This window comes from Persicitalea sp., from assembly GCF_041751555.1.
In the GTDB taxonomy this organism is placed as follows: Bacteria; Bacteroidota; Bacteroidia; order Cytophagales; family Spirosomataceae; genus Persicitalea.
In genome coordinates, this window is the sequence record NZ_JBGSXF010000211.1 from 1 (window position 1) to 18,748 (window position 18,748).

The following is an 18,748-nucleotide window of genomic DNA, read 5'->3' on the forward strand; positions in this document are numbered from 1 at the left end:
AAATAAATGAGTTGGTCGGCGTTGCCATGCAACATGATGATGCGGGCCTTAATGCGGCCCCAGCCGTCCTCAATGTCTTCCAGGGCCTGACGGTGATGCAGCTTTTCATCGTTAGCCACGCGCAGGATAGTTGGGAAAAACCAGCCAAACCAGGGTGAGTCGATTACGTAGCTGATCGGGTAAGTGTGTTCCTCGCCGGGGGCCAACGAAGAAGAAATAAATAATATTCCCCCCACCTTATTGGGATTATCCATCGCCAGTTTAGCGATTACCGCGCCGCCATAAGAGGATGCAGCGAGGTTGACCTTGCGTCCCTGCCTGGCGTAGTGACTGATGAGAGGTTGCAGAATACGCGCTTGTTCCTTGACCGAAATGACCGACTTGCCGAACCCCGAGTAGCCATAGCCGGGGCGATCTACGCCTACCAGCATCGTGTGGTTAGTCAGGGCTGTGTCGGCATATAATGAATTGAAAAAGCTAAGCGAACTGGGTGCTCCATGCACGAGGATCGTCACCGGAAGACTGTCGCGCCCAAATTCAACGAAGCGCACCTTCCGGTCTTTGACCTTATAGCGGTGAATCGCGATCGGGGTCATGTTCGACTTGAAAGTGATGGAAAGTTCCCGGTCGCTGATGCGCAAATCGACACGCTGCGCCATCCACCATCCGCCCGCCAACAGGAGCATTAGTACAGCTAGCAGCCAGCGCAGCCAAATCCGCTTTTTGGGTTTGGTGTTTACCGTTTTTGCTTTCAAATCTTTCCCAACCTCTTCCATAACTATTGCAACACAAAAAGCGAACCACGATTTGCCGTAGTCCGCTTTTTAGGCTTATAATTGAAGAACCGCCTATTTGACCAGTAATCGGTCTATGACGTGAATTACACCGTTGGTGGCCAAAATATTGGTTTGGCCAACGTTGGCGGTCTTTGCGCCGTTGTTCTTTGCTGTGATTTTGATTCCATTATTCGTTTCAACCTTGACACTCTTGCCAGGGGCGGCTGTGGCCAAATCCCCACTGGTAAGATTATTGGCCAGTAAACGACCCGGCACAATGTGATTAAGCAGGATATTCGCTAAGTAAGACTTGTCAGCCGCACTAAGCGAGCCTGCCGTGGGAAACCCTTCATTAATGAAAGCCTGATTATTGGGAGCAAAAAAAGTGTACTGCGAATTGGGTGAAGTAAAAATGTCCCTCAACGTGCTGTTGGCTTCGGCCGCTCGTTCCGCTGCTGCCAAAGCAAAGGTAAGGTTGCTTTGTACTTTCAACTCTTCCACCAAATTTCGAGAGATGGGCTGCAGAACTCGTTCGACTACGTGAATTGTACCGTTGTCGGCCTTGCGGTCGGCCTGAATGATGCGGACGCCATTGATAAGTACCTCACCCGCTCCGTTGACGGTAACATAGGAGGGCTTCTCTGCCAGGTTCGGGATCGTCTTCCCATTCGCATTGGCGATTTCTGCCTGGCTCTGCGAGGTAGTCAGTACGTGGTACTTAAGTAGGTCGCGTATTTCCCCGCTGGGCCGGGAAGTGATCGCCCCTGCGTCGGCGAAGCCCGACGCCCGAAAGGCCGCATCATTGGGGGCCAGCAGCGTGAGCGACCCTGACCGCAGGGCATCGCCCAAATCGGCGTGGCGAATAGCCGCCGCAAGAATGGTGAAGTCGCCATCGTCTGCGATCACATCGGCAATTGTCATCGGCTTCACTCGGTTTTTATCCTTATCCTTACAGGCCGAAACGGAGACGAAAAGCAGTGCTACAACGAACAACTTCAGTAGGGAAGAACCGAAGACACGCATTTTTTTCATAACTTAGATTGGTTTTGAATGGTAAATCCTCTTTATAACTGAACTTTTGAGGTAATATTATCGGGCAAGTAAGTCAGTTGATAGTTGATCGTGGTCGGTGGAAAGTTTTACTCGTTTATTTATCAGGATTTTATCGACAAAACTGACTTACAATCCCCGGTGGCTTTTCCTAAGAATTTTCACAAAAAAATTAAACGAAGACAATGAAAGCAAAAAAACAAATCGTTGGTGCAATGCTGGTCGCCCTGTTTGGCGTATTTCTCATGGCCGCCCGACCGAGCGACTTGAACCACGATCCCGCAAAGAAAACGGTAAAACTTTTTAACGGCAAGAACCTGGATGGCTGGAAGATCCACGGCACCGAAAAATGGTACGTGGACAAAGGGGAGCTAGTTTGCGAGAGCGGTCCTGACAAGAAATATGGCTACTTGGCTACCGATAAATTTTACAAAAACTTTGACCTTTCGTTGCAGTTTCTGCAAGAATCCAATGGCAACAGCGGGGTCTTCTTTCGTTCAACCGTCGATGGAACAAAAGTACAAGGCTGGCAGGTAGAGGTGGCGCCGCCCAACCACGACACGGGTGGCGTCTATGAATCCTACAAGCGCGGTTGGCTGAAGCAAATCTCCGAAGAGGAGGAAGGTCATCTTAAAATGGGCGAGTGGAACAAGCTGCGTATTAGGGTCGAAGGTGACCACGTACAGACCTGGCTCAACGGCCACCCAATGGTGGATTTCGTGGACGAGATCATTGGTGAAGGCGAGGGGGGCATCGCCTTGCGAATTCACGATGGTGGCGGTATCAAAGTCCGCTGGAAGAATTTAATGCTGAAAGAACTTTAAGTAAAATGCCAAAAAACCGGGCTACGAATTATCGTAGCCCGGTTTTTTGGCGCTATCATCGTTTGCCACTATTTGGGCAGTAGCACTCGGTCGATCACGTGAACTACTCCATTCGTAGCCTATGCATTGACGGCGGCAGTAACACCCGATTCTACCGTTATGTTCAGCAGCTCTTTCACGTCTTCCACGGGCAATGCGGTCATTGCGGCGGCATCGGCAAAACCCGAAGCCACGAAGGCCGCATCATTGGGAGCGAAGACTCAGCGTACCGCTTCACAAAGCATCGGTCAGGCCCGCCCTATCCAGCGCAGACCGCAAAATTGTAAAATCATTGTTCTCCTGAACCACATCCGTAATGGACTTCGGTTCCACCGTGTTATCATCATCGTCATTTTTTCAGGCAGATACAGACCAAACGCCACACCCATCATCATAAGCTTCATTGCGGTACGCAGGAAGCGATCTGCTCTTTCTAGAAAAAGTTATTTTAGTTAAAATTATTGAACCGGTTCTATAACCAAACCTCATAGGAGATATTACCAAAAATTGAGTAAACGGTCAGGCATGGCGCCCACCCCGGATCGTGTATGTTCCTGAGATAGACACAATTTTTTTTGCCGTTGTCATGCTCTGGACTAAGCAGTAATTATTTATGAAACCGACATTGGGTTTGCGTGTAGTGGTTACCGTTATTCTGCTGTTTTCTCTTCGCAGCACTTCGCTGATCGCGCAGCCAATGCAAATCCAGCACCTAACGGTGCGCGACGGACTGTCGCAGAGCTCGCCCTACCACATGCTGAAAGACTCCCGCGGATTTCTGTGGCTGGGAACGCAGGATGGCGTCAACCGCTTTGACGGCCATCGCTTTCGGGTCTTCAAGCCCGATGTCCACGACCCTCATTCCCTCAAAGGCGCGAACGTAGCCGGGATCGTGGAAGACAAACAGGGTAATATTTGGGTAGGTACCGAGGAGGGACTCAATCGCTACGACCGCGCCACCGATCGGTTTTCGCTCTACCGCCCTTCACCCCAAAAACGCCGCACTTCGCCGTTCTACGCAAGCGAGGATGAGCTGTGGTTCTCTTCCGAAGGGCAGGGGCTCATGGCCTATAACTTCAAAACCCGTCGGTTGCGGCGCATCGGCAACTACGCCTACATCAACCGCGACTTCGATTTTGTGGATTGGACTACCTACACCGCATTCGGCGACGTCTGGATTAGGTCCCCAAAGGGCTTGGTGCGGTTCGATGTCAAGAGCCGGAAGTACCATTACTATTTTACGAACACTGTCCAAAACGAGTACGGCGAAGTACTCAACGTATATTCATTCGTGATAGACAAGGACGACATTGCCTGGCTGGGGACCGATCGGGGGCTGGTACGGTTTGACCATCGGCGCAAAAAGCACAAGCTGTATACCTGGGTTTCGGAAGAGAAAAAACTAGGCGTGGTGTTCAGCCTGACCACCGACCACAACGGGCAACTCTGGCTGGGAACGCAGCGTAACGGGCTGTGGATTTTTGATAAAAAGAAATACACCTTCCGGGAGGTACACTACCGGGCCAACACGTCCGAAAGCTTCGAAAACTACGAGTTTTACCGCGTGTACACTGATAATGCGGGTATTATTTGGGCTAATAGCGACCCCGATGGTTTGGTCAAGATCGTGCCGAACGCCTCGATGTTCGGATATGTCGGGCAGCCCGACCCCACGCAGCCCGCGCGGAACCTCAGCGACCTGTCGATCCGCAGCATCGAAGAGGACAATCGGGGGCGGATTTGGCTCGGCACCGAGGGCGGACTGGATATTTTCAACCGCGAAAAAGGCATCATAGAGGAAAGGTACCTAACCCAGGGAGACAATATCTTGAAATACATTTATCGCGACAGTCGGCAGCGGATGTGGGTAGGCACCTATGGTGGGATCATGCTTTTTGATAAAACCAAAAAGGAGTTTGAGACATTCAATTACCAGAATGAACCCGGTACGCGGGTTTACACCCGCAACATCCTGGAACTCTCCGACCATCGCCTCCTGCTGGGTACGCAGCAGGGAATGTGGCTGTTCGATCCCACGGAACTCTCTTTCGAGCGGGTTCCTTACCTGACCGACCAAAATATCTTCGTTACTTTTCTCGATCAGAGCGGTACGCTGTGGCTGGGGTCTTACTTTGACCGTTTGTATGGTTTCGAGATACAAAAAGATGGCTGGAAAAAGACCTTCGACGGAGTGAAAAACTACAATGTCAACGCCATCCGGGAAGACACGACCCGCAAAGTACTATGGATCGCTACCGAAAAAGGACTACTGGAGTATCACAAGTACACCCGAAAGTACCGTTTGTACGACGAACAAGACGGCTTAGCCAACTCTTACATCTACGGGCTCGTAATCGCCCCGGACGGCGGCGTCTTCGTAAGTACCAACCACGGCATTTCGAGCTTGGATCCCGCAACGGGGCAGGTACGCAATTTCGACCTTTCGGACGGGTTGCAAGGGTTGGAATTCAATGGGAACGCCTTCTTGAAAACTACCTCAGGTGAGTGCTACTTTGGCGATGTGAAAGGGCTCAACTACTTTTATCCCAAACAATTCCAGACCCTTTTTTATCAGCCTTTTATTCGGATAATGGGCAGGGCTTTAATTATGCGCTGGCGAAAAAGGGCTTGGGCATCGGCAATGTCCGGTCGCGGGTGGCGGTGCTGGAAGCGCAGATGAAGTGGTTCACCAAGCCGGGAGGGGGGCTGGAGGTGACGATTGAGATACCTTCAAATTAGTTATTGATGGTTGAGCGAAGTCGTAGAGAATCCTATTGCGCCCTTTCAGGGCTTGCGTGATTAGGTAGCTTGACTTGTTCGCAGGGCTTCACCCTGCGCTGACAGATTACGCCCTTTCAGGGCTTGGAATGGAGTTTACAGAGTAATTCACCCATCAATAAGAGTGGCGTGATGCATGGATTGAACTTCTGCTATCATCGTCCTTCCTTCTCAGCGGTTTATTAGTAGTTTATTCTGAAAAAAATGATTTGTTAGGCGATGTATCTTGATTCCCTCGGAGTTGACTGAAGTCACCAGGAAAAGTCCTTCTGGCGTTTCGAAAAGTCGGGAAGCGCGGGCGTCGCCTTTCAGGTTCAGGCCGCTTTGGTAGGGAGGCAGGGGCTGGAAACTACCCTTTCCATCGCCCAGGAGCAGTAATCCGCGCGAAGCATCCTGGCGACCCTCGTGAACTTCGTTGGGGTAGAAATTCCCGCTAAGTACCAAGTCCAGATGCCCATCCTGATTAAAATCGTGCGGGACAATACCGAAAACGGGCGACTGCTGGGCGATTCTCGTCAAAGGTACTTTGGTGAATTTTCCTTGCCCCTGATTCAGTAGAACCATACTCTCCAGCGTCGTGACCTTGGCCTGATAAGCGTCTTTCAAATCGTCGGTCGAAAAAAGATCGTCGAACTCCATTTTGGCGTACACGCCGTAGCTCTGGAATTTTTTCCTGAACTGAATCACCTGCTGATTGAGCGCGTCACGCGGGTGGGCGGGGTACATTTCATCACCAAGGTAATGACCCATAATCGGATCGAAGCTTCCATCGTCGTTGAAGTCTTTGGCGACGATGCGGATGGGATGATTTGGGCTGGCTTTGTAAAATGAATTTAGCCCTGCGTTGCCCACTATAAAGTCCTGATCGCCGTCGCCATCAAGATCCGCCGCCGCCACGCAGTTCCACCAGCCCGCCGTTTGAGTAAACTGATCGGCAGCATATGGCGTGAAGCCTTTTCCTTTCTGATTGACGAACATTTTAATCGGCATCCACTCGCCGACCAGTACCAAATCGGGATATTTATCGCCATTGAGATCGGCTTTAATTGCTTCACAAACCATCCCCGCCTCATTGCTTGCTTTGCCTTCTTGATTTGAAACATCAGTAAAACGGATCGTCGTGCCTTTGGAATCGTTCCTTAACAAGTAGCTCCGGGCAGGCAGTGGGTAGCGACCCGGTATTTGCCGCCCGGCTATAAACAAATCTTGATCGCCGTCCTGGTCGTAGTCAAAGACTACAACCGATGACGCGCTGACGGCGAACTTGGGCAATGCAGTGGAGGTAGATTTGGCAAAACTACCCTTTCCATCATTCAAAAATAACTCCGGCTGATATGCATTTTCGGCAGTCAGAGGGCGTTCGTTGCTGCCATAAACTACCAGTAAATCCTGATCGCCATCGCGGTCGGCATCCAGAAAAACAGCGTCGGTAGTTTCGTGATGGGTGGAATCGGGAAAAGGCAAGGAGCGAAAATTACCCTCGGTGGTCTGTAAAAAAAGTCGCGAAGCGCTGCCCCGGTACGCACCGCCCACGAAAAAATCGTCCAGCCCGTCGCCGTTGGCGTCGCCGATCACGATGGGAAAGCCGCTACGCGAAAGCATTTTGTGCAGCGTGGCGGTTTGCTTGAAATCCACGAAATCGCCTTCCCGGTGTTGGTAGTCGAGGCCCGGCACGGTACTTTCTGTGAAGATGCGCTTGATTTCTTTCACTGATTTCGAGTAAGGTTTTGCATCCCGATAGTTGACAGAAACCCTTTGGCCTGCCGCCAACTGCCGTAGCCACTGGGAATTGCCGCCAGGCCACTCGACCAATACCGAATCGACTCTGATTTTATCTCCCAAACCAAAATGCACAACCGATTCCACCGAAGAAGCGTAGCCACGCACGGGGTAGTTTTCGACCTGTTGTGGCTGGCCTGCTGCCCAAACCGTCACCCGACTACCCAGCCCGTCGCGGTTGCCTTCCGGGCCTTGTAGCTCGAAGTCGAGGTAGTTTGGCTTGGTTTTTTCGATGGTTTTGTTCTGGAAAATGGAGGCTTTATCGTCAATGTTATTCACAATCAAATCCAAATCCCCGTCGCGGTCCAGGTCGGCCCAGGCCGCGCCGTTGGCATAGCCGGATTCGTCCAGGCCCCAGGCTTCCGACGCGTCCTCGAACTGGTAGTCGCCCGCATTACGGTAGGCGTAGTTGCGGAGTTTCACCTCGGGTACTTTGCTGAGGAGTTCGTCGCGTTTCTGAAGCCGGGCCGTGTCGGAGCCGAACTGGTCGAACTCCCCGGCCTGGCTGATGAAATCGCGGTCGGTGATATTCTTGCGGTAGCCGTTGGTGATGAACACGTCTTTGCGGCCGTCGTTGTCGTAGTCGGCCAGCAGCGTGGCCCAACTCCAATCCGTGCGGGCGATGCCCGCCAGCAAGCCTATCTCGCTGAATTCCGGCGCACCCGTAGTCGGGTCGTTGCCGAGGTTGACCTGAAAATTGTTCCGCATGTACTGCATCTGGTAATTGTAGCGTGGCGACACGCTCATTTCTTTTCGGTCATAGTCCTGCCCGGCCAGCATCTGCTTTTGGCGGAAATTGTCCTCGGGCAGCATGTCCATTTGCAGGATGTCCGTTCGGCCATCGTTGGTCAGGTCAGCGGCGTCCACGCCCATGCCGTACAGGCTGGTATGGGCCGTGGCCGTGGCGATGATATTTCGGAAAGTACCATCCTGATTATTTAAATATAGTATATCGCTGGTAATGAAATCATTGGAGCAATAAATATCGGGGTAGCCATCGTCATTGAGGTCCGAAACTACCACGCCCAATCCCAGTCCTTCGAAACGAATGCCTGCTTCCTGCGAAATATCTTTGAAAACTACCTGCCCCTTTTCGTTTCTCCCCTCGTTGCGAAAAAGCTTGTCGGTCGAAGGGTACTTTCCATCGTTCAAGGCGGGCCGCAGGTTGTTAGGACTCTGCAAATCGGGCGCCGTATTGAGCAAAAAAGCGTCGAGGTCGCCGTCGAGGTCATAATCGAAAAAGACAGTTTGGGTGGTAAAACCCCCGAAGTCCAAGCCGTATTTCGCCGCTTCCTCTCTGAAAGTTGGCTCTTTTGTCTTTTGGTTGATAAATAGCAGGTTACGGGAGTTCCTGAAAGTCTTGTGCGCCGCTACACTGAGATAAATGTCGTCCCAACCATCTTGGTTGATGTCCACAATGCTCACGCCCGTACACCAGCGGTCGGTCATGACACCCGCCGCGTCGGTGAGGTCTTTAAATTTGAACGGTTCGCCGTTGTGATTTCCTTCGTTAATGTAAAGCCGTGAAGATTCCTGATTAGCGGCAAAGAACAAATCGGGCAGGGAATCGTGATTGAAATCACCCACACCCACGCCGCTGCCATTGTAAAAATTGGTGAAGGTAAAGGCGTTGAGGGAGTCGCTGGGGGTAATTTTATTGATAAAATGAATACCGGAATCGTTAGCGTCGAGTTTTTGGAAGAGGGTGTCTTCTTTCGTACAACCCGCTAGAAATGTCAGTACGAATAAGATGGAGAGACAGAGTTTTTTCATTTTCAGGTCACAGAACGGTCCGCCCGGTGCGCCGACGGTCAGCCGCTGCTGAGCGACGCGGTAGCACAAAGTTTGCTCAGAGTTTTTTTAAAAACGAAAGTACCCCAAATTTGAATACCAAGTAAAAACAGAGGGAGCAGGCTAAAAGTAGCCCGCTCCCTCTATCGAAACCGTTAACCGTTGACCATTAACCCAATTTTTAATACCCCGGATTCTGATCCTTCAGTTCCAGCTTAGGATTATTATCGATTTCCGTCTGCGGGATGGGCAGGAACTCGTGCTTGCCTTTCTGGAAATACGAGAGCGGGTCGGTAGTCACCTTACCGTTCTTGCGCCAGCGGATGATATCAAAATCGCGCACCTGCTCGGCAGCCAGTTCAACATATCGCTCGTGCATGATGGCGTTGAACACCTCGGCTTTGGTGACAGCCGGGAAGTTCTTGGTCGGCAGCGGCGGCATATTGACCGACTTTCGTGCCCGTACCTGGTTGACGAGGGAAACTGCCTTAGCCGAGTTGCCCAATTCGTTTTCACATTCGGCCAGCAGCAGCAGCACGTCGGCGTAGCGCATAATGCGCATATTGATGCCGCTTTGCGCGTAACCCGCGTTGACTTTGTAGATTACGGAGTATTTCCGCCAGCTTACCTTCATTTCTTTCCCTCCGACGGTCGAGAAATTGCCCTGAACGATGTCGTCAGTCATTAAATCCTTGCCATTGTTGAACTTGTCGCCTGTCTTCCAGTACGACATATCGAAGCGAGGATCGTCCTTAGCATCGCCTTTGGATTTCATCTCATAGGAATTGAGAAGTTTGTTGGAAGGAATCACGTTGCGCCAGCCGATGGCCGAGTACTCTTGTGAGCGAACAGCCTCTTCGCGTGGTGCGGTGCCATTGTCTCCGTCTGAACCCCAGTCGTAAGCGCCGCCCGATGGGGCGAACACCACTTCCAGAATTGACTCGGAGTTGAATTCGCCCTCTTCGTTGGTCAAATCCAGGTAGTCGTCCGTCAGTTTGTACAAACCCGAATCGACAATCTTCATCAGTTCGGTTTTGGCACTGGTGTAATCTCCCTGTTGCAGGTAAATCCGCGCCAGCAGCATTTGAGAAGCGGCGTTGGTGGCGCGACCCAGGTTATTGGCATCGTAGGTAGCAGGCAGGGCGGCCGCAGCGGCTTTGGCGTCGGCGATGGCCACATCGTACACCTCTTTCTGCGTTGCGCGGCCTTTGGCGCCATCCACACTCTTCACGAATTCAGTGTAAATGGGAACCCCGCCCCACATTGTACCTAATTCGTAGTAGGCCCAGGCTCGGAGGAACTTCGCTTCGCCGATCAGCCTGTTGCGGGTAGCGTCGGGGACGGACTTCACCGTAGGTGCTTTCTCGATAATCACGTTGGCCCGGTGAATCACGCGGTACCAGCCCCGCCATACGGCGTTGACCAGACTATTGTTGGGATCTTGCACTCCGATCAGCAACTGGTTGCGTGGCGTTTCCAACTGACCCCCACCGGAGGCCATCTCGTCACTATGCAGGTCATGGGTAAAAAACCACTCCCGCGAAGTCAGGCTGTTGGACTGCACCAGGGCGTAAACCGAGTTGACGCCCGCCCGAAGTTCGGCTTCGTTGTTAAAATAAGTCTCGAAGGTCACCCCGTTGGGGTTCACCTTGTTCAATTCGTCCTCGTTGCAGCTAATCGCAAAGCCCAAAGCGAGGAAACAGGTAATTACTAGTATCTTTTTCATGTCGAAAGATTAATGATAGAATGAGTGAATGATAGAATGAGTGAATACAGGACTCGAAATTTATTCTATCATTCTATCATTCAAAATTCAAAATTAATTTAAAACCCTAAGTTAACCCCCACCATCAACGTCCGCGCCTGAGGGTATTGTCCATAGTCGATGCCGTTGGTAAGCAGGTTGCCGTACTTGGACGAAACCTCGGGGTCATAGCCAGTGTACTTAGTGAATGTCAGCAGGTTCTGGCTGGATACGTAGATTCTGGCTTTGCTCAGCACGTTACCCGTCAATTTGCTGATCTTGTCGGCTGGAACGGTGTAGCCAATGCTCAGGTTCTTCAATCGCAGATAGGAGCCGTCTTCCAGGAAGCGATCCGAGGTACGTGAGTTGTTGTTGGGATCACCGCTTACCGCACGAGGAACATCTGTGTCGGTATTTTGAGGTGTCCAGGCGTTCAACACATCGGTAGAGGCGTTGAAGAGCCGCAGCATTCCCTGGCCGATGACCTTAGTGCCGTTGTAGACTTTGTTGCCCTGTACTCCTTGAAAAAACATCGTAAAGTCAAAGCCTTTGTAGCTGCCATTGAAGTTCAGCCCGTAAGAGAATTTAGGAATATAGCTGCCCAGGTAATCTCGATCCGAGCCATTGATCACGCCGTCGCCGTTAAGATCCTTGAAGCGAATATCGCCCGCTGCAGTTTTTTCATTTTGGTAAAACTTACCCGTACCGGCTTTGGCGTTGGCGGCTTTCACCTCTTCGTCACTCTGGAAGATTCCATCTACGAGGAATCCATAAAACGATTGAATAGGGTGTCCCGCTTCGGTGCGCGTGATGTCGGTACCACCGAAGTCGGCGTTGGAACCAGAGTTGATCGTGGCCGTAGGCGTGGCCAGACTCAGTACTTCGTTCCGCGTCACGTCCAGCATTCCTGTCAGGTTCCAGTTGAAATCGCGACCTGAATGCGTGTAGCCTGCCGACAGTTCGAAACCATTGTTTCGCATACTGCCTACGTTAGCCAGGGGACTGTTGGAATATCCGATAGAAACGGCGGTTGGTACCCGCAGCAGCAGCCCATCGGTTTCACGTACGTAGTACTCCGAGGTGAGGTTGATCTTGTTGTTAAAAAGCGACAGGTCCAAACCAATATTGGTCATTGTCGTCACCTCCCAGCTCAGGTCGCTATTGCCCAATTGGTTAAAGTATGAACCACCTTGGGGTGTATTGCCAAAAGGATAAAGCGTGTTATTAGCTTGGATCAACGGCTGCCACTCGTAATCACCGATGGAATTATAACCCGTTTGGCCGATGCTACCCCGAATTTTTAGCTCCGAAACAGCTGATACCGACTTCATGAAGCTCTCCTCGCTGATACGCCAACCCGCCGAGACGGCGGGGAACGTGCCCCATTTTTTGCCAGGAGCAAACTTAGAGGACCCGTCGCGTCGGACGGAAGCACCGACTAAGTATTTGCCCGCAAATTCGTAGTTCAGACGACCTACGTAGGATATTAGCGTGTTCTCGCTGCGACTGGAACCCCCGTTGGGGTTCGTAACGCCCTGAATGACCTGGATGTTGTTGTCAGGCCTCACGCCAGAAGCACTAATGCCGCGAAAGGTTGACTTCTGCTGCTCGGCTACGCCCAATAAATTGACATAGTGCTTGCCGAAGGTCTTTTCAAACGTAAGGGCATTGGTGAAAATCGTCGAGAAGTATTGGTTGCGACTTTCCGACACGTTAGCATTGGGGCGGGTGCGGTTGCCGTCGTTGTAGATAGGCGAGAAGCTATTGTTACGCGTACTGGCGAAGTCGGTACCAGCCGTAAACTTGTACTTCAACCAATCCGTGAACCGAACCTCGGCGAAGATCGTCCCGATCAATTTAAAGGCGTTGTCCTGCTGATTTTGTTGTTCCATTTCGGCGATCCGCAAGGGGTTTTCGGGGTCGGTGGCGTCGAGTCCCTGAGCGGTAGTACTGAAGCCGCCGACTTTGGTCGGGTCGCGCGTGGGCCAGTAGGGGATCATTCGCATGGTGTTCATGATCAGGCTGCGGCCACCGCCATCGCGCTCGGCGATGCGGAAATCCGTTGCCGTAAGCAGCGTTTCACCGATGGTCAGCCATTTCTTGACTTTGTGATCGGAGTTGATGCGGAAACTGTAACGATGGTACTCCGTGTTGGGCAGAATACCCTGCTGATCGAAATAGCCGAGCGAAGTGTAGAAGCGTGAAGTGGCACTACCACCCGACAGCGAAAGTTGATTGTCGGTGATGGGCGCGTTACGGAACATCACGTCCTGCCAGTCGGTATCGGTTTGGCCGAAAGTCTGGGTAGCGCCTTCGTAGATGGGCGTATCCAGGTTGCTAAAACGACCGGGAACGGCCTGACCGGAGGCCTGCACCAGTGCCGTGCCGTACTTGATGTACTGGTCGCGGTTAAGTAGATCCAGCGTTTTCCAGGCCGACTGCGTACCGACGTAGGAGTCGAGATTGATTTGTATCTTTCCCGGCGTACCTTTCTTGGTCGTGATAAGTACCACGCCGTTTGCCGCGCGCGAACCGTAGATGGCTGCCGCGCTGGCGTCTTTCAGTACTTCCAGCGACTCGATGTCCTTGGGGTCGATGTTGTTCAAGCCGCCAGCGGGTACGCCGTCGATGACATACAGCGGGTTAGGGTTCAAACTTACCGAACCCACGCCGCGAATACGGACGACGGGCTCCGTACCGGGGCCGCTGTTGTTAGTAATCTGTACGCCCGGTACCCGCCCTTGCAGGGCTTGCGTGGCACTTACCACAGGCAATGCTTTCAGTTCCTTGGGCGATACGGACGACACCGCCCCGGTCAGGGTCGACTTCTTCTGCGTACCATAACCTACAACAACCAATTCACCGAGCGCCTCGGCGGTGGATTCCAGTTTCAGGCTGATGCTGGACTCGTTGTTAATCGCAATTTCGGCAGTTTTGTAGCCTATATAGCTAAAAACCAGGGCTATGGAATTTCTAGGTACATTCAGGCTATATTCGCCCTGCGTGTTAGTAGTGGTACCCGTCTTAGTACCCTTGGCCACGATGCTTACGCCCGGTAATGGATTGTCGGCTTCGTCGGTGATCGTCCCGGTTATGGTGCGATCTTGCGCGTAAGACGCCATACTGGCCACCATTAGTAGCAGCAGTAGCAGCGCGTTTCTGAGTAAAGTAGGTGTTTTCATCATAGGGTTTTGTAAGAGGTTAAAATAGGACGATAAAGTACTTGCAGTGCAATATTAGAATAATATATTCAATAAAACCACGAATCTGCCTGATCTTACTTGTCTTTCGTACAATTAAATTTTTTTAAAATGCAAAAAACCTTCAAATGACTGACTTTCAATTTTTAGGCAAGATGATCACAGGCAAAAGGCATAACCAGCGTGCCTGAACTCAGCAGCCATTCCGATGTAATAGGTGAAACAAACGCATGTGTTCTACCCAAAACAAAAAATCTCCCTAACTTCGGCGGCGAAAATCAATGATAGAATGAGCAAAGAAAAAATCCACTTCGTTTCCATTGGCGGCAGCGTGATGCACAACCTGGCCCTGGAACTCCAACGGCAGGGCCATACGATAACGGGTTCCGACGATGAGATTTACGAACCTTCGCGCAGCCGCCTAGAGCAAGCCGGATTGCTGCCCGCCACAATGGGCTGGTTTCCTGAAAAAATCACGGAAGACATCGACACCATCATTCTGGGGATGCACGCCCGCAGCGATAATCCCGAACTACTTCGGGCGCGGGAACTGGGGCTGGAAGTGTATTCTTATCCTGAATTCATCGCGGGCCAAAGCACCGACAAGCAACGGGTGGTGATCGCGGGTATTCACGGAAAAACTACGATCACGTCCATGATTCTACACGTGCTGCGGCAAAACAAGCGAACCTTCAATTATTTGGTAGGGGCACAGGTAGAGGGCTTCGATACGATGGTGCGGCTGGACGCCGATGCGCCGGTGATTGTCATCGAAGGCGACGAGTACTTTACTTCTCCCGAGGACCCGACGCCCAAGTTCCTGCACTACAACCCGCACCTGCTGCTGGTGAGCGGTATCGCCTGGGATCACTTCAATGTCTATCCGACTTGGGAATCCTACGTGAAGCAGTTTGAGATGCTGGCCGATTCACTGCCTAAGGCGGGTGTTATCGTCTTTGACGAAACCGATAATATGCTCGACATTATTGGCCAAAAAGAGCGTCCCGATGTGACCAAAATCCCCTACGAAGCGCACCCCCATAAAATCACGAATGGCCAAACTTTCCTGATTACCCAAACGCAGGGTAGCGTGCCGTTGTATGTGTTCGGTGAACATAACATGAAGAATATCAGCGGTGCCAGGAACGTCTGCGAGCGGCTGGGCGTGACCGACGAGGAATTCTACCGCGCCATCCAAAACTTCAAAGGTGCTGCCAAGCGACTGGAATTGCTGGCCAAAGGTTCAACGACAAATGCCTACCGTGATTTTGCCCACGCGCCCTCCAAGGTGGAAGCCACTACCTTGGCCGTGAAGGAGCAATTCCCGAAGCGACGACTTGTCGCCTGCACCGAGCTACACACATTCAGTAGTTTGAATAAAACCTTTCTGAACCAGTACCGTCGCAAAATGGATGCTGCCGACGTAGCCGTGGTTTTTTACAGTCCCGAAACGGTGGAACACAAGCGGCTCGAACCCATCTCGGAAGAAGACATCCGCACCGCCTTCAAACGCAATGACCTTCAAATCTTTACCGATCCTACCGCGCTCCAAGCGTTCCTGCAAAACCAGAACTGGCCAAATACTAACCTCCTGATGATGAGTTCCGGCACCTTTGGTGGACTGGACTTGAAAGCTTTGGCGCAGTCGATAGTTCAAAGTTTATGAGTTTATGAGTAGGATTGAGGTATAAATGTGTCTTTATACGTCGAGTCTGGAAGTTTGCGTGACGTACGAACTCATTGACTCATGAACTCATAGACTTTAAACTCCAAAAATGCCCCCCGAAGCCCCCGTCATCCCCGCCGAAGTCCACGAGTACGAACGCGAACCCGTTCCTGCCAGCCAATGGAAAGGGTGGAAAAGTTTCCTGGGTATGTACGCCGGGGAGCACGCCGCCGGTACCGAATTCATGATCGGCCCGCTCTTCCTCACGGCGGGCGTTAGCGCGTTCGATTTGTTAGTAGGTCTGTTTTTGGGAAACCTGCTGGCGGTACTTTGCTGGCGGTACCTCACGGCGGCTATCGCTACCGATGTGCGGCTGACGCTTTATTATCAACTGGAAAAAATCTGCGGCAGGCGGCTGGTTACAGCCTATAATCTGGCCAATGGAATTCTTTTTTGCTTTTTGGCCGGAGCCATGATCACCGTTTCGGCCACGGCGGTTGGCATTCCCTTCGACATGGAAATGCCCAAACTAACCGACACGACGCCCAACGGCGCGACCTGGATTATCGTCGTAGTGGCGATCGGGGCAGTCATTTCGGTGATTGCGGCGCGGGGTTACGACACGGTCTCTAAATTTGCCAATATCGCCTCACCCTGGATGGTGCTGATCTTTTTGGCCTGCGGCGTGGTGGCTTTAAAAGGATTACGCGTCGCGTCTTTTGCCGACTTCTGGAATATTTTCGGCGAAGGCCGCGAGCCGTTTCCCGGCCAAATCAAATACACCTTCTGGCACGTAGTTATGTGGTCATGGTTCTGCAACGCCGCCATGCACATTGGAATGTCCGATTTATCGGTGTTCAGATACGCAAAAAATGCCAGTTCGGGCTGGACGACGGCGGCGGGTATGTACGTGGGGCACTACCTGGCCTGGATCTGCGCTTGCTTGCTCTACGCGCTTTACATCCGCTCAGGTGATGCCCAGGCTATGCTGGCAGCGGGACAAGCTCCGCCCGTGGCTCCCGGCCCGATGACCTACGAAGCCGTCGGCGTTGCCGGACTCATCTGCGTCGTCGTGGCGGGCTGGACAACGGCCAACCCCACCATCTACCGCGCCGGGCTGGCGTTTCAGGCCATTGCCCCAAAACTATCGACGGCCCGCGTAACGATGATCGCGGGGGCTGTCGCTACCGTGGCCGGACTGTTTCCCGCCTTCGCGATGCAGCTTCTCGACTTCGTAGCAGTGTACGGTTTCATTCTTGCTCCCATCGGTGCGATTATCGTTTTTGACCATTACTTTGCCAACGGAGCGGGAATTGTGCAGAATTATGCGGAAAAGGCAGGAATTAATTTCAACGTTTCGGTGCTACTGGCGTGGCTGATTAGCATGGCGGTGTTTTACTCGATTTCGGCCTTTGGAGGCGTATTTCTTTCGTTCCTGACACTACCCGCGTGGATTTCGTGTGGAGCCTTATATTTAGTGTTTAGCCGGATGTTGCAAAAGCGAGTGTGAAGGGTTTAGGGCGAGGCAACCCTTGCTGTTGAAAAGCTGAGTCATTTAAATTTTTTAAAATGAGTATCGTAAAAATCATTTCCTACCTCTGCCTTTTAGTTGTACTTCTTGCACCGATTCTTTTCTTTGCCGATGTGCTGACGGACAGCCAAATGAGAATAGCGCTGTTAGGCGGGACGGTAGTTTGGTTCGCGACGGCTTCGACTTGGATCAACAAGGGAGATAATGATTCCGAAATAGAGACGGAATCAGCTATTTGAATAGTGGTTGCTGCTGGAAGTACCAGAAGTAATATCGCGATAGATCACATTGAAGTAGTTTGTCCGATACTACCTTCGGAGAGGTGATTCAGAACCAGGCGCATTCACTAATAATCTGCCTGACTTAAACTTTCAAGTACAAAACTAACTAGGCCCCGTATTCTCCCCCAAACAATATTCCCAGCATCCGCGCAAACTCCGCCTGCACCGGAGCCGTAACCCTAGTTTCCTCCGTCGTCTCAGGATGTGTAAACGCCAGTTGCTGCGCGTGCAGTAGCATCGTGTTCATATCGAACTGTTCAAGAAAAAGCTTGTTCTGCTTGTTGCAGCCATGCGGGCGGTCGCCGATGATGGGATGGAGGATGTGAGCCAGGTGTTTGCGTAGCTGGTGCATTCGGCCCGTAGTCGGTTGGAGTTCGACCAGCGAATACCGGGAGGTAGCGTGTTTACCGAATGGGAGTGGAATTTCAGCGCGTTGTTTCGTTTTCACGTATGTAAGGGCCTCCTGAACTACCCCTGTGTCGGGATGCCGCAGGGCGTAGTCGATGGTTTGCTCGTCGGGCGTATAGCCGCGGACGATGGCTAGGTACTTTTTTTGAACACCACCTTCCATAAATTGCTGCTGCATGGCGGAATTCATAGTTTCCGAGAGAGCAAAAAGCAGAATACCGCCCGTCTTTCGGTCGAGGCGATGCACGGGCCACACGCGCTGTCCTAATTGATCGCGCAGGCGCTGCACGGCAAACTCCTTAGCGTCGCGGGCCATCGGTGAGCGGTGCACCAGCAGGCCGTGGGGCTTATTGATTGCTACTAAGTCGGCTGATTGGTAGAGGATGGGGAGTGGAGATGATATATTGCTGATAGCTGACATACTGCAACGGAGTCCTCACTGTCCTTTTTTATGAATCAATCAGTTCCTATTGAAATGTTCTTTCACAGAAAAAGAATAAAGTCAACGTGCTTGTAAAAAGCACTATGCCGGGCTGCGCTGAGTTCTCCTAAGTCGTAGGAACCCTTTCTTATTTCTGCAGTTAACAACTGGCTCAATTCTGATTTGATGGAAGGTACATCATTCTTGACAATATCAAATACCATCTCGAAATCAATGCCTGTGTAGTTGTGGGCAATTCGATTTCTCAACCCCTTGACAGCTTGAAATGGCAGATTGGGGTAGTTGGTTTTCAATTCATCCGAAAGTCGCCCCGCATACTCGCCGACGTTAAGAAGCTGTTTGAGTTAACCTTATTAAGCCAAAAATGGCCGTTTTTTGCCAATCCTGCGTTACCAAACCCTCATTTGGCTCTGCCAAATTTCGGATTTGGTGCCTTGTC

12 protein-coding genes and 1 pseudogene are annotated in these 18,748 nt (G+C 51.7%); 6 read left to right on the forward strand and 7 right to left on the reverse strand.

Annotation, left to right across the window (positions count from 1 at the left end; genetic code table 11):
* Together ACEW8P_RS07605 and ACEW8P_RS07610 are read right to left on the reverse strand one after the other, a co-directional pair.
* A partial coding sequence (locus ACEW8P_RS07605; RefSeq protein WP_373512493.1) for an alpha/beta fold hydrolase occupies positions 1-755 on the reverse strand: 755 nt, incomplete at its 3' end.
* Between the two features lie 93 nt (positions 756-848).
* Positions 849-1,808 (reverse strand): fasciclin domain-containing protein, encoded by a 960-nt coding sequence (locus ACEW8P_RS07610; RefSeq protein ID WP_373512494.1) that lies wholly within the window; start codon positions 1,806-1,808, stop codon positions 849-851.
* Between the two features lie 263 nt (positions 1,809-2,071).
* Here ACEW8P_RS07610 and ACEW8P_RS07615 point away from each other — a divergent pair, with 263 nt between their 5' ends.
* The 3 genes from ACEW8P_RS07615 to ACEW8P_RS07625 all read left to right on the forward strand — a co-directional run bounded on the left by ACEW8P_RS07615 (position 2,072) and on the right by ACEW8P_RS07625 (position 5,369).
* A complete protein-coding gene (locus tag ACEW8P_RS07615) occupies positions 2,072-2,650 on the forward strand; it encodes a DUF1080 domain-containing protein (protein ID WP_373512504.1) in 579 nt (192 codons plus the stop codon).
* A gap of 98 nt (positions 2,651-2,748) precedes the next feature.
* Positions 2,749-2,976, forward strand: coding sequence for a hypothetical protein (locus ACEW8P_RS07620; protein WP_373512495.1), 228 nt, complete (start codon positions 2,749-2,751; stop codon positions 2,974-2,976).
* Between the two features lie 326 nt (positions 2,977-3,302).
* Positions 3,303-5,369 carry a two-component regulator propeller domain-containing protein gene (locus tag ACEW8P_RS07625; RefSeq protein WP_373512496.1) on the forward strand — a complete coding sequence of 689 codons (2,067 nt, stop codon included), beginning with the start codon at positions 3,303-3,305 and terminating at the stop codon, positions 5,367-5,369.
* Between the two features lie 269 nt (positions 5,370-5,638).
* Here ACEW8P_RS07625 and ACEW8P_RS07630 read toward each other — a convergent pair whose 3' ends face one another.
* The 3 genes from ACEW8P_RS07630 to ACEW8P_RS07640 all read right to left on the reverse strand — a co-directional run bounded on the left by ACEW8P_RS07630 (position 5,639) and on the right by ACEW8P_RS07640 (position 13,966).
* On the reverse strand, positions 5,639-9,088 hold the full coding sequence (locus tag ACEW8P_RS07630) for a VCBS repeat-containing protein (RefSeq protein ID WP_373512497.1): 3,450 nt from the start codon (positions 9,086-9,088) through the stop codon (positions 5,639-5,641).
* A 130-nt stretch (positions 9,089-9,218) separates the two neighbouring features.
* A complete protein-coding gene (locus ACEW8P_RS07635) occupies positions 9,219-10,763 on the reverse strand; it encodes a RagB/SusD family nutrient uptake outer membrane protein (RefSeq protein ID WP_373512498.1) in 1,545 nt (514 codons plus the stop codon).
* 98 nt (positions 10,764-10,861) lie between these two features.
* The gene (locus tag ACEW8P_RS07640; RefSeq protein WP_373512499.1) at positions 10,862-13,966 is read right to left on the reverse strand and encodes a SusC/RagA family TonB-linked outer membrane protein; all 3,105 of its coding nucleotides are present in this window, start codon (positions 13,964-13,966) and stop codon (positions 10,862-10,864) included.
* Between the two features lie 304 nt (positions 13,967-14,270).
* On the opposite strand from ACEW8P_RS07640, the gene murC reads away from it, so the two are divergent.
* The 3 genes from murC (at position 14,271) to ACEW8P_RS07655 (ending at position 17,417) form a co-directional block, all read left to right on the forward strand.
* Positions 14,271-15,647, forward strand: coding sequence for a UDP-N-acetylmuramate--L-alanine ligase (gene murC / locus ACEW8P_RS07645; RefSeq protein WP_373512500.1), 1,377 nt, complete (start codon positions 14,271-14,273; stop codon positions 15,645-15,647).
* A gap of 109 nt (positions 15,648-15,756) precedes the next feature.
* Positions 15,757-17,157: a cytosine permease gene (locus tag ACEW8P_RS07650; RefSeq protein WP_373512501.1), complete on the forward strand. Its 1,401-nt coding sequence runs from the start codon at positions 15,757-15,759 to the stop codon at positions 17,155-17,157.
* A gap of 59 nt (positions 17,158-17,216) precedes the next feature.
* Positions 17,217-17,417, forward strand: coding sequence for a hypothetical protein (locus ACEW8P_RS07655; RefSeq protein ID WP_373512502.1), 201 nt, complete (start codon positions 17,217-17,219; stop codon positions 17,415-17,417).
* Positions 17,418-17,565: 148 nt separating this feature from the next.
* Here ACEW8P_RS07655 and ACEW8P_RS07660 read toward each other — a convergent pair whose 3' ends face one another.
* Both ACEW8P_RS07660 and ACEW8P_RS07665 read right to left on the reverse strand, forming a co-directional pair.
* Complete coding sequence (locus tag ACEW8P_RS07660; RefSeq protein ID WP_373512503.1) at positions 17,566-18,288, reverse strand: pseudouridine synthase; 723 nt, start codon at positions 18,286-18,288, stop codon at positions 17,566-17,568.
* A 62-nt stretch (positions 18,289-18,350) separates the two neighbouring features.
* Positions 18,351-18,638: pseudogene (locus ACEW8P_RS07665) on the reverse strand (DUF86 domain-containing protein); the annotation flags it as partial.
* Positions 18,639-18,748: the final 110 nt, after the last annotated feature.

Coding starts and splice junctions, on each gene's coding strand:
- ACEW8P_RS07635 (WP_373512498.1), bottom strand. CDS start 10,763: ATGAAAAAGATACTAGTAATTACCTGTTTCCTCGCTTTGGGCTTTGCG.
- murC (WP_373512500.1), top strand. CDS start 14,271: ATGAGCAAAGAAAAAATCCACTTCGTTTCCATTGGCGGCAGCGTGATG.
- ACEW8P_RS07655 (WP_373512502.1), top strand. CDS start 17,217: ATGAGTATCGTAAAAATCATTTCCTACCTCTGCCTTTTAGTTGTACTT.
- ACEW8P_RS07615 (WP_373512504.1), top strand. CDS start 2,072: ATGGCCGCCCGACCGAGCGACTTGAACCACGATCCCGCAAAGAAAACG.
- ACEW8P_RS07625 (WP_373512496.1), top strand. CDS start 3,303: ATGAAACCGACATTGGGTTTGCGTGTAGTGGTTACCGTTATTCTGCTG.
- ACEW8P_RS07640 (WP_373512499.1), bottom strand. CDS start 13,966: ATGATGAAAACACCTACTTTACTCAGAAACGCGCTGCTACTGCTGCTA.
- ACEW8P_RS07610 (WP_373512494.1), bottom strand. CDS start 1,808: ATGAAAAAAATGCGTGTCTTCGGTTCTTCCCTACTGAAGTTGTTCGTT.
- ACEW8P_RS07650 (WP_373512501.1), top strand. CDS start 15,757: ATGCCCCCCGAAGCCCCCGTCATCCCCGCCGAAGTCCACGAGTACGAA.
- ACEW8P_RS07660 (WP_373512503.1), bottom strand. CDS start 18,288: ATGTCAGCTATCAGCAATATATCATCTCCACTCCCCATCCTCTACCAA.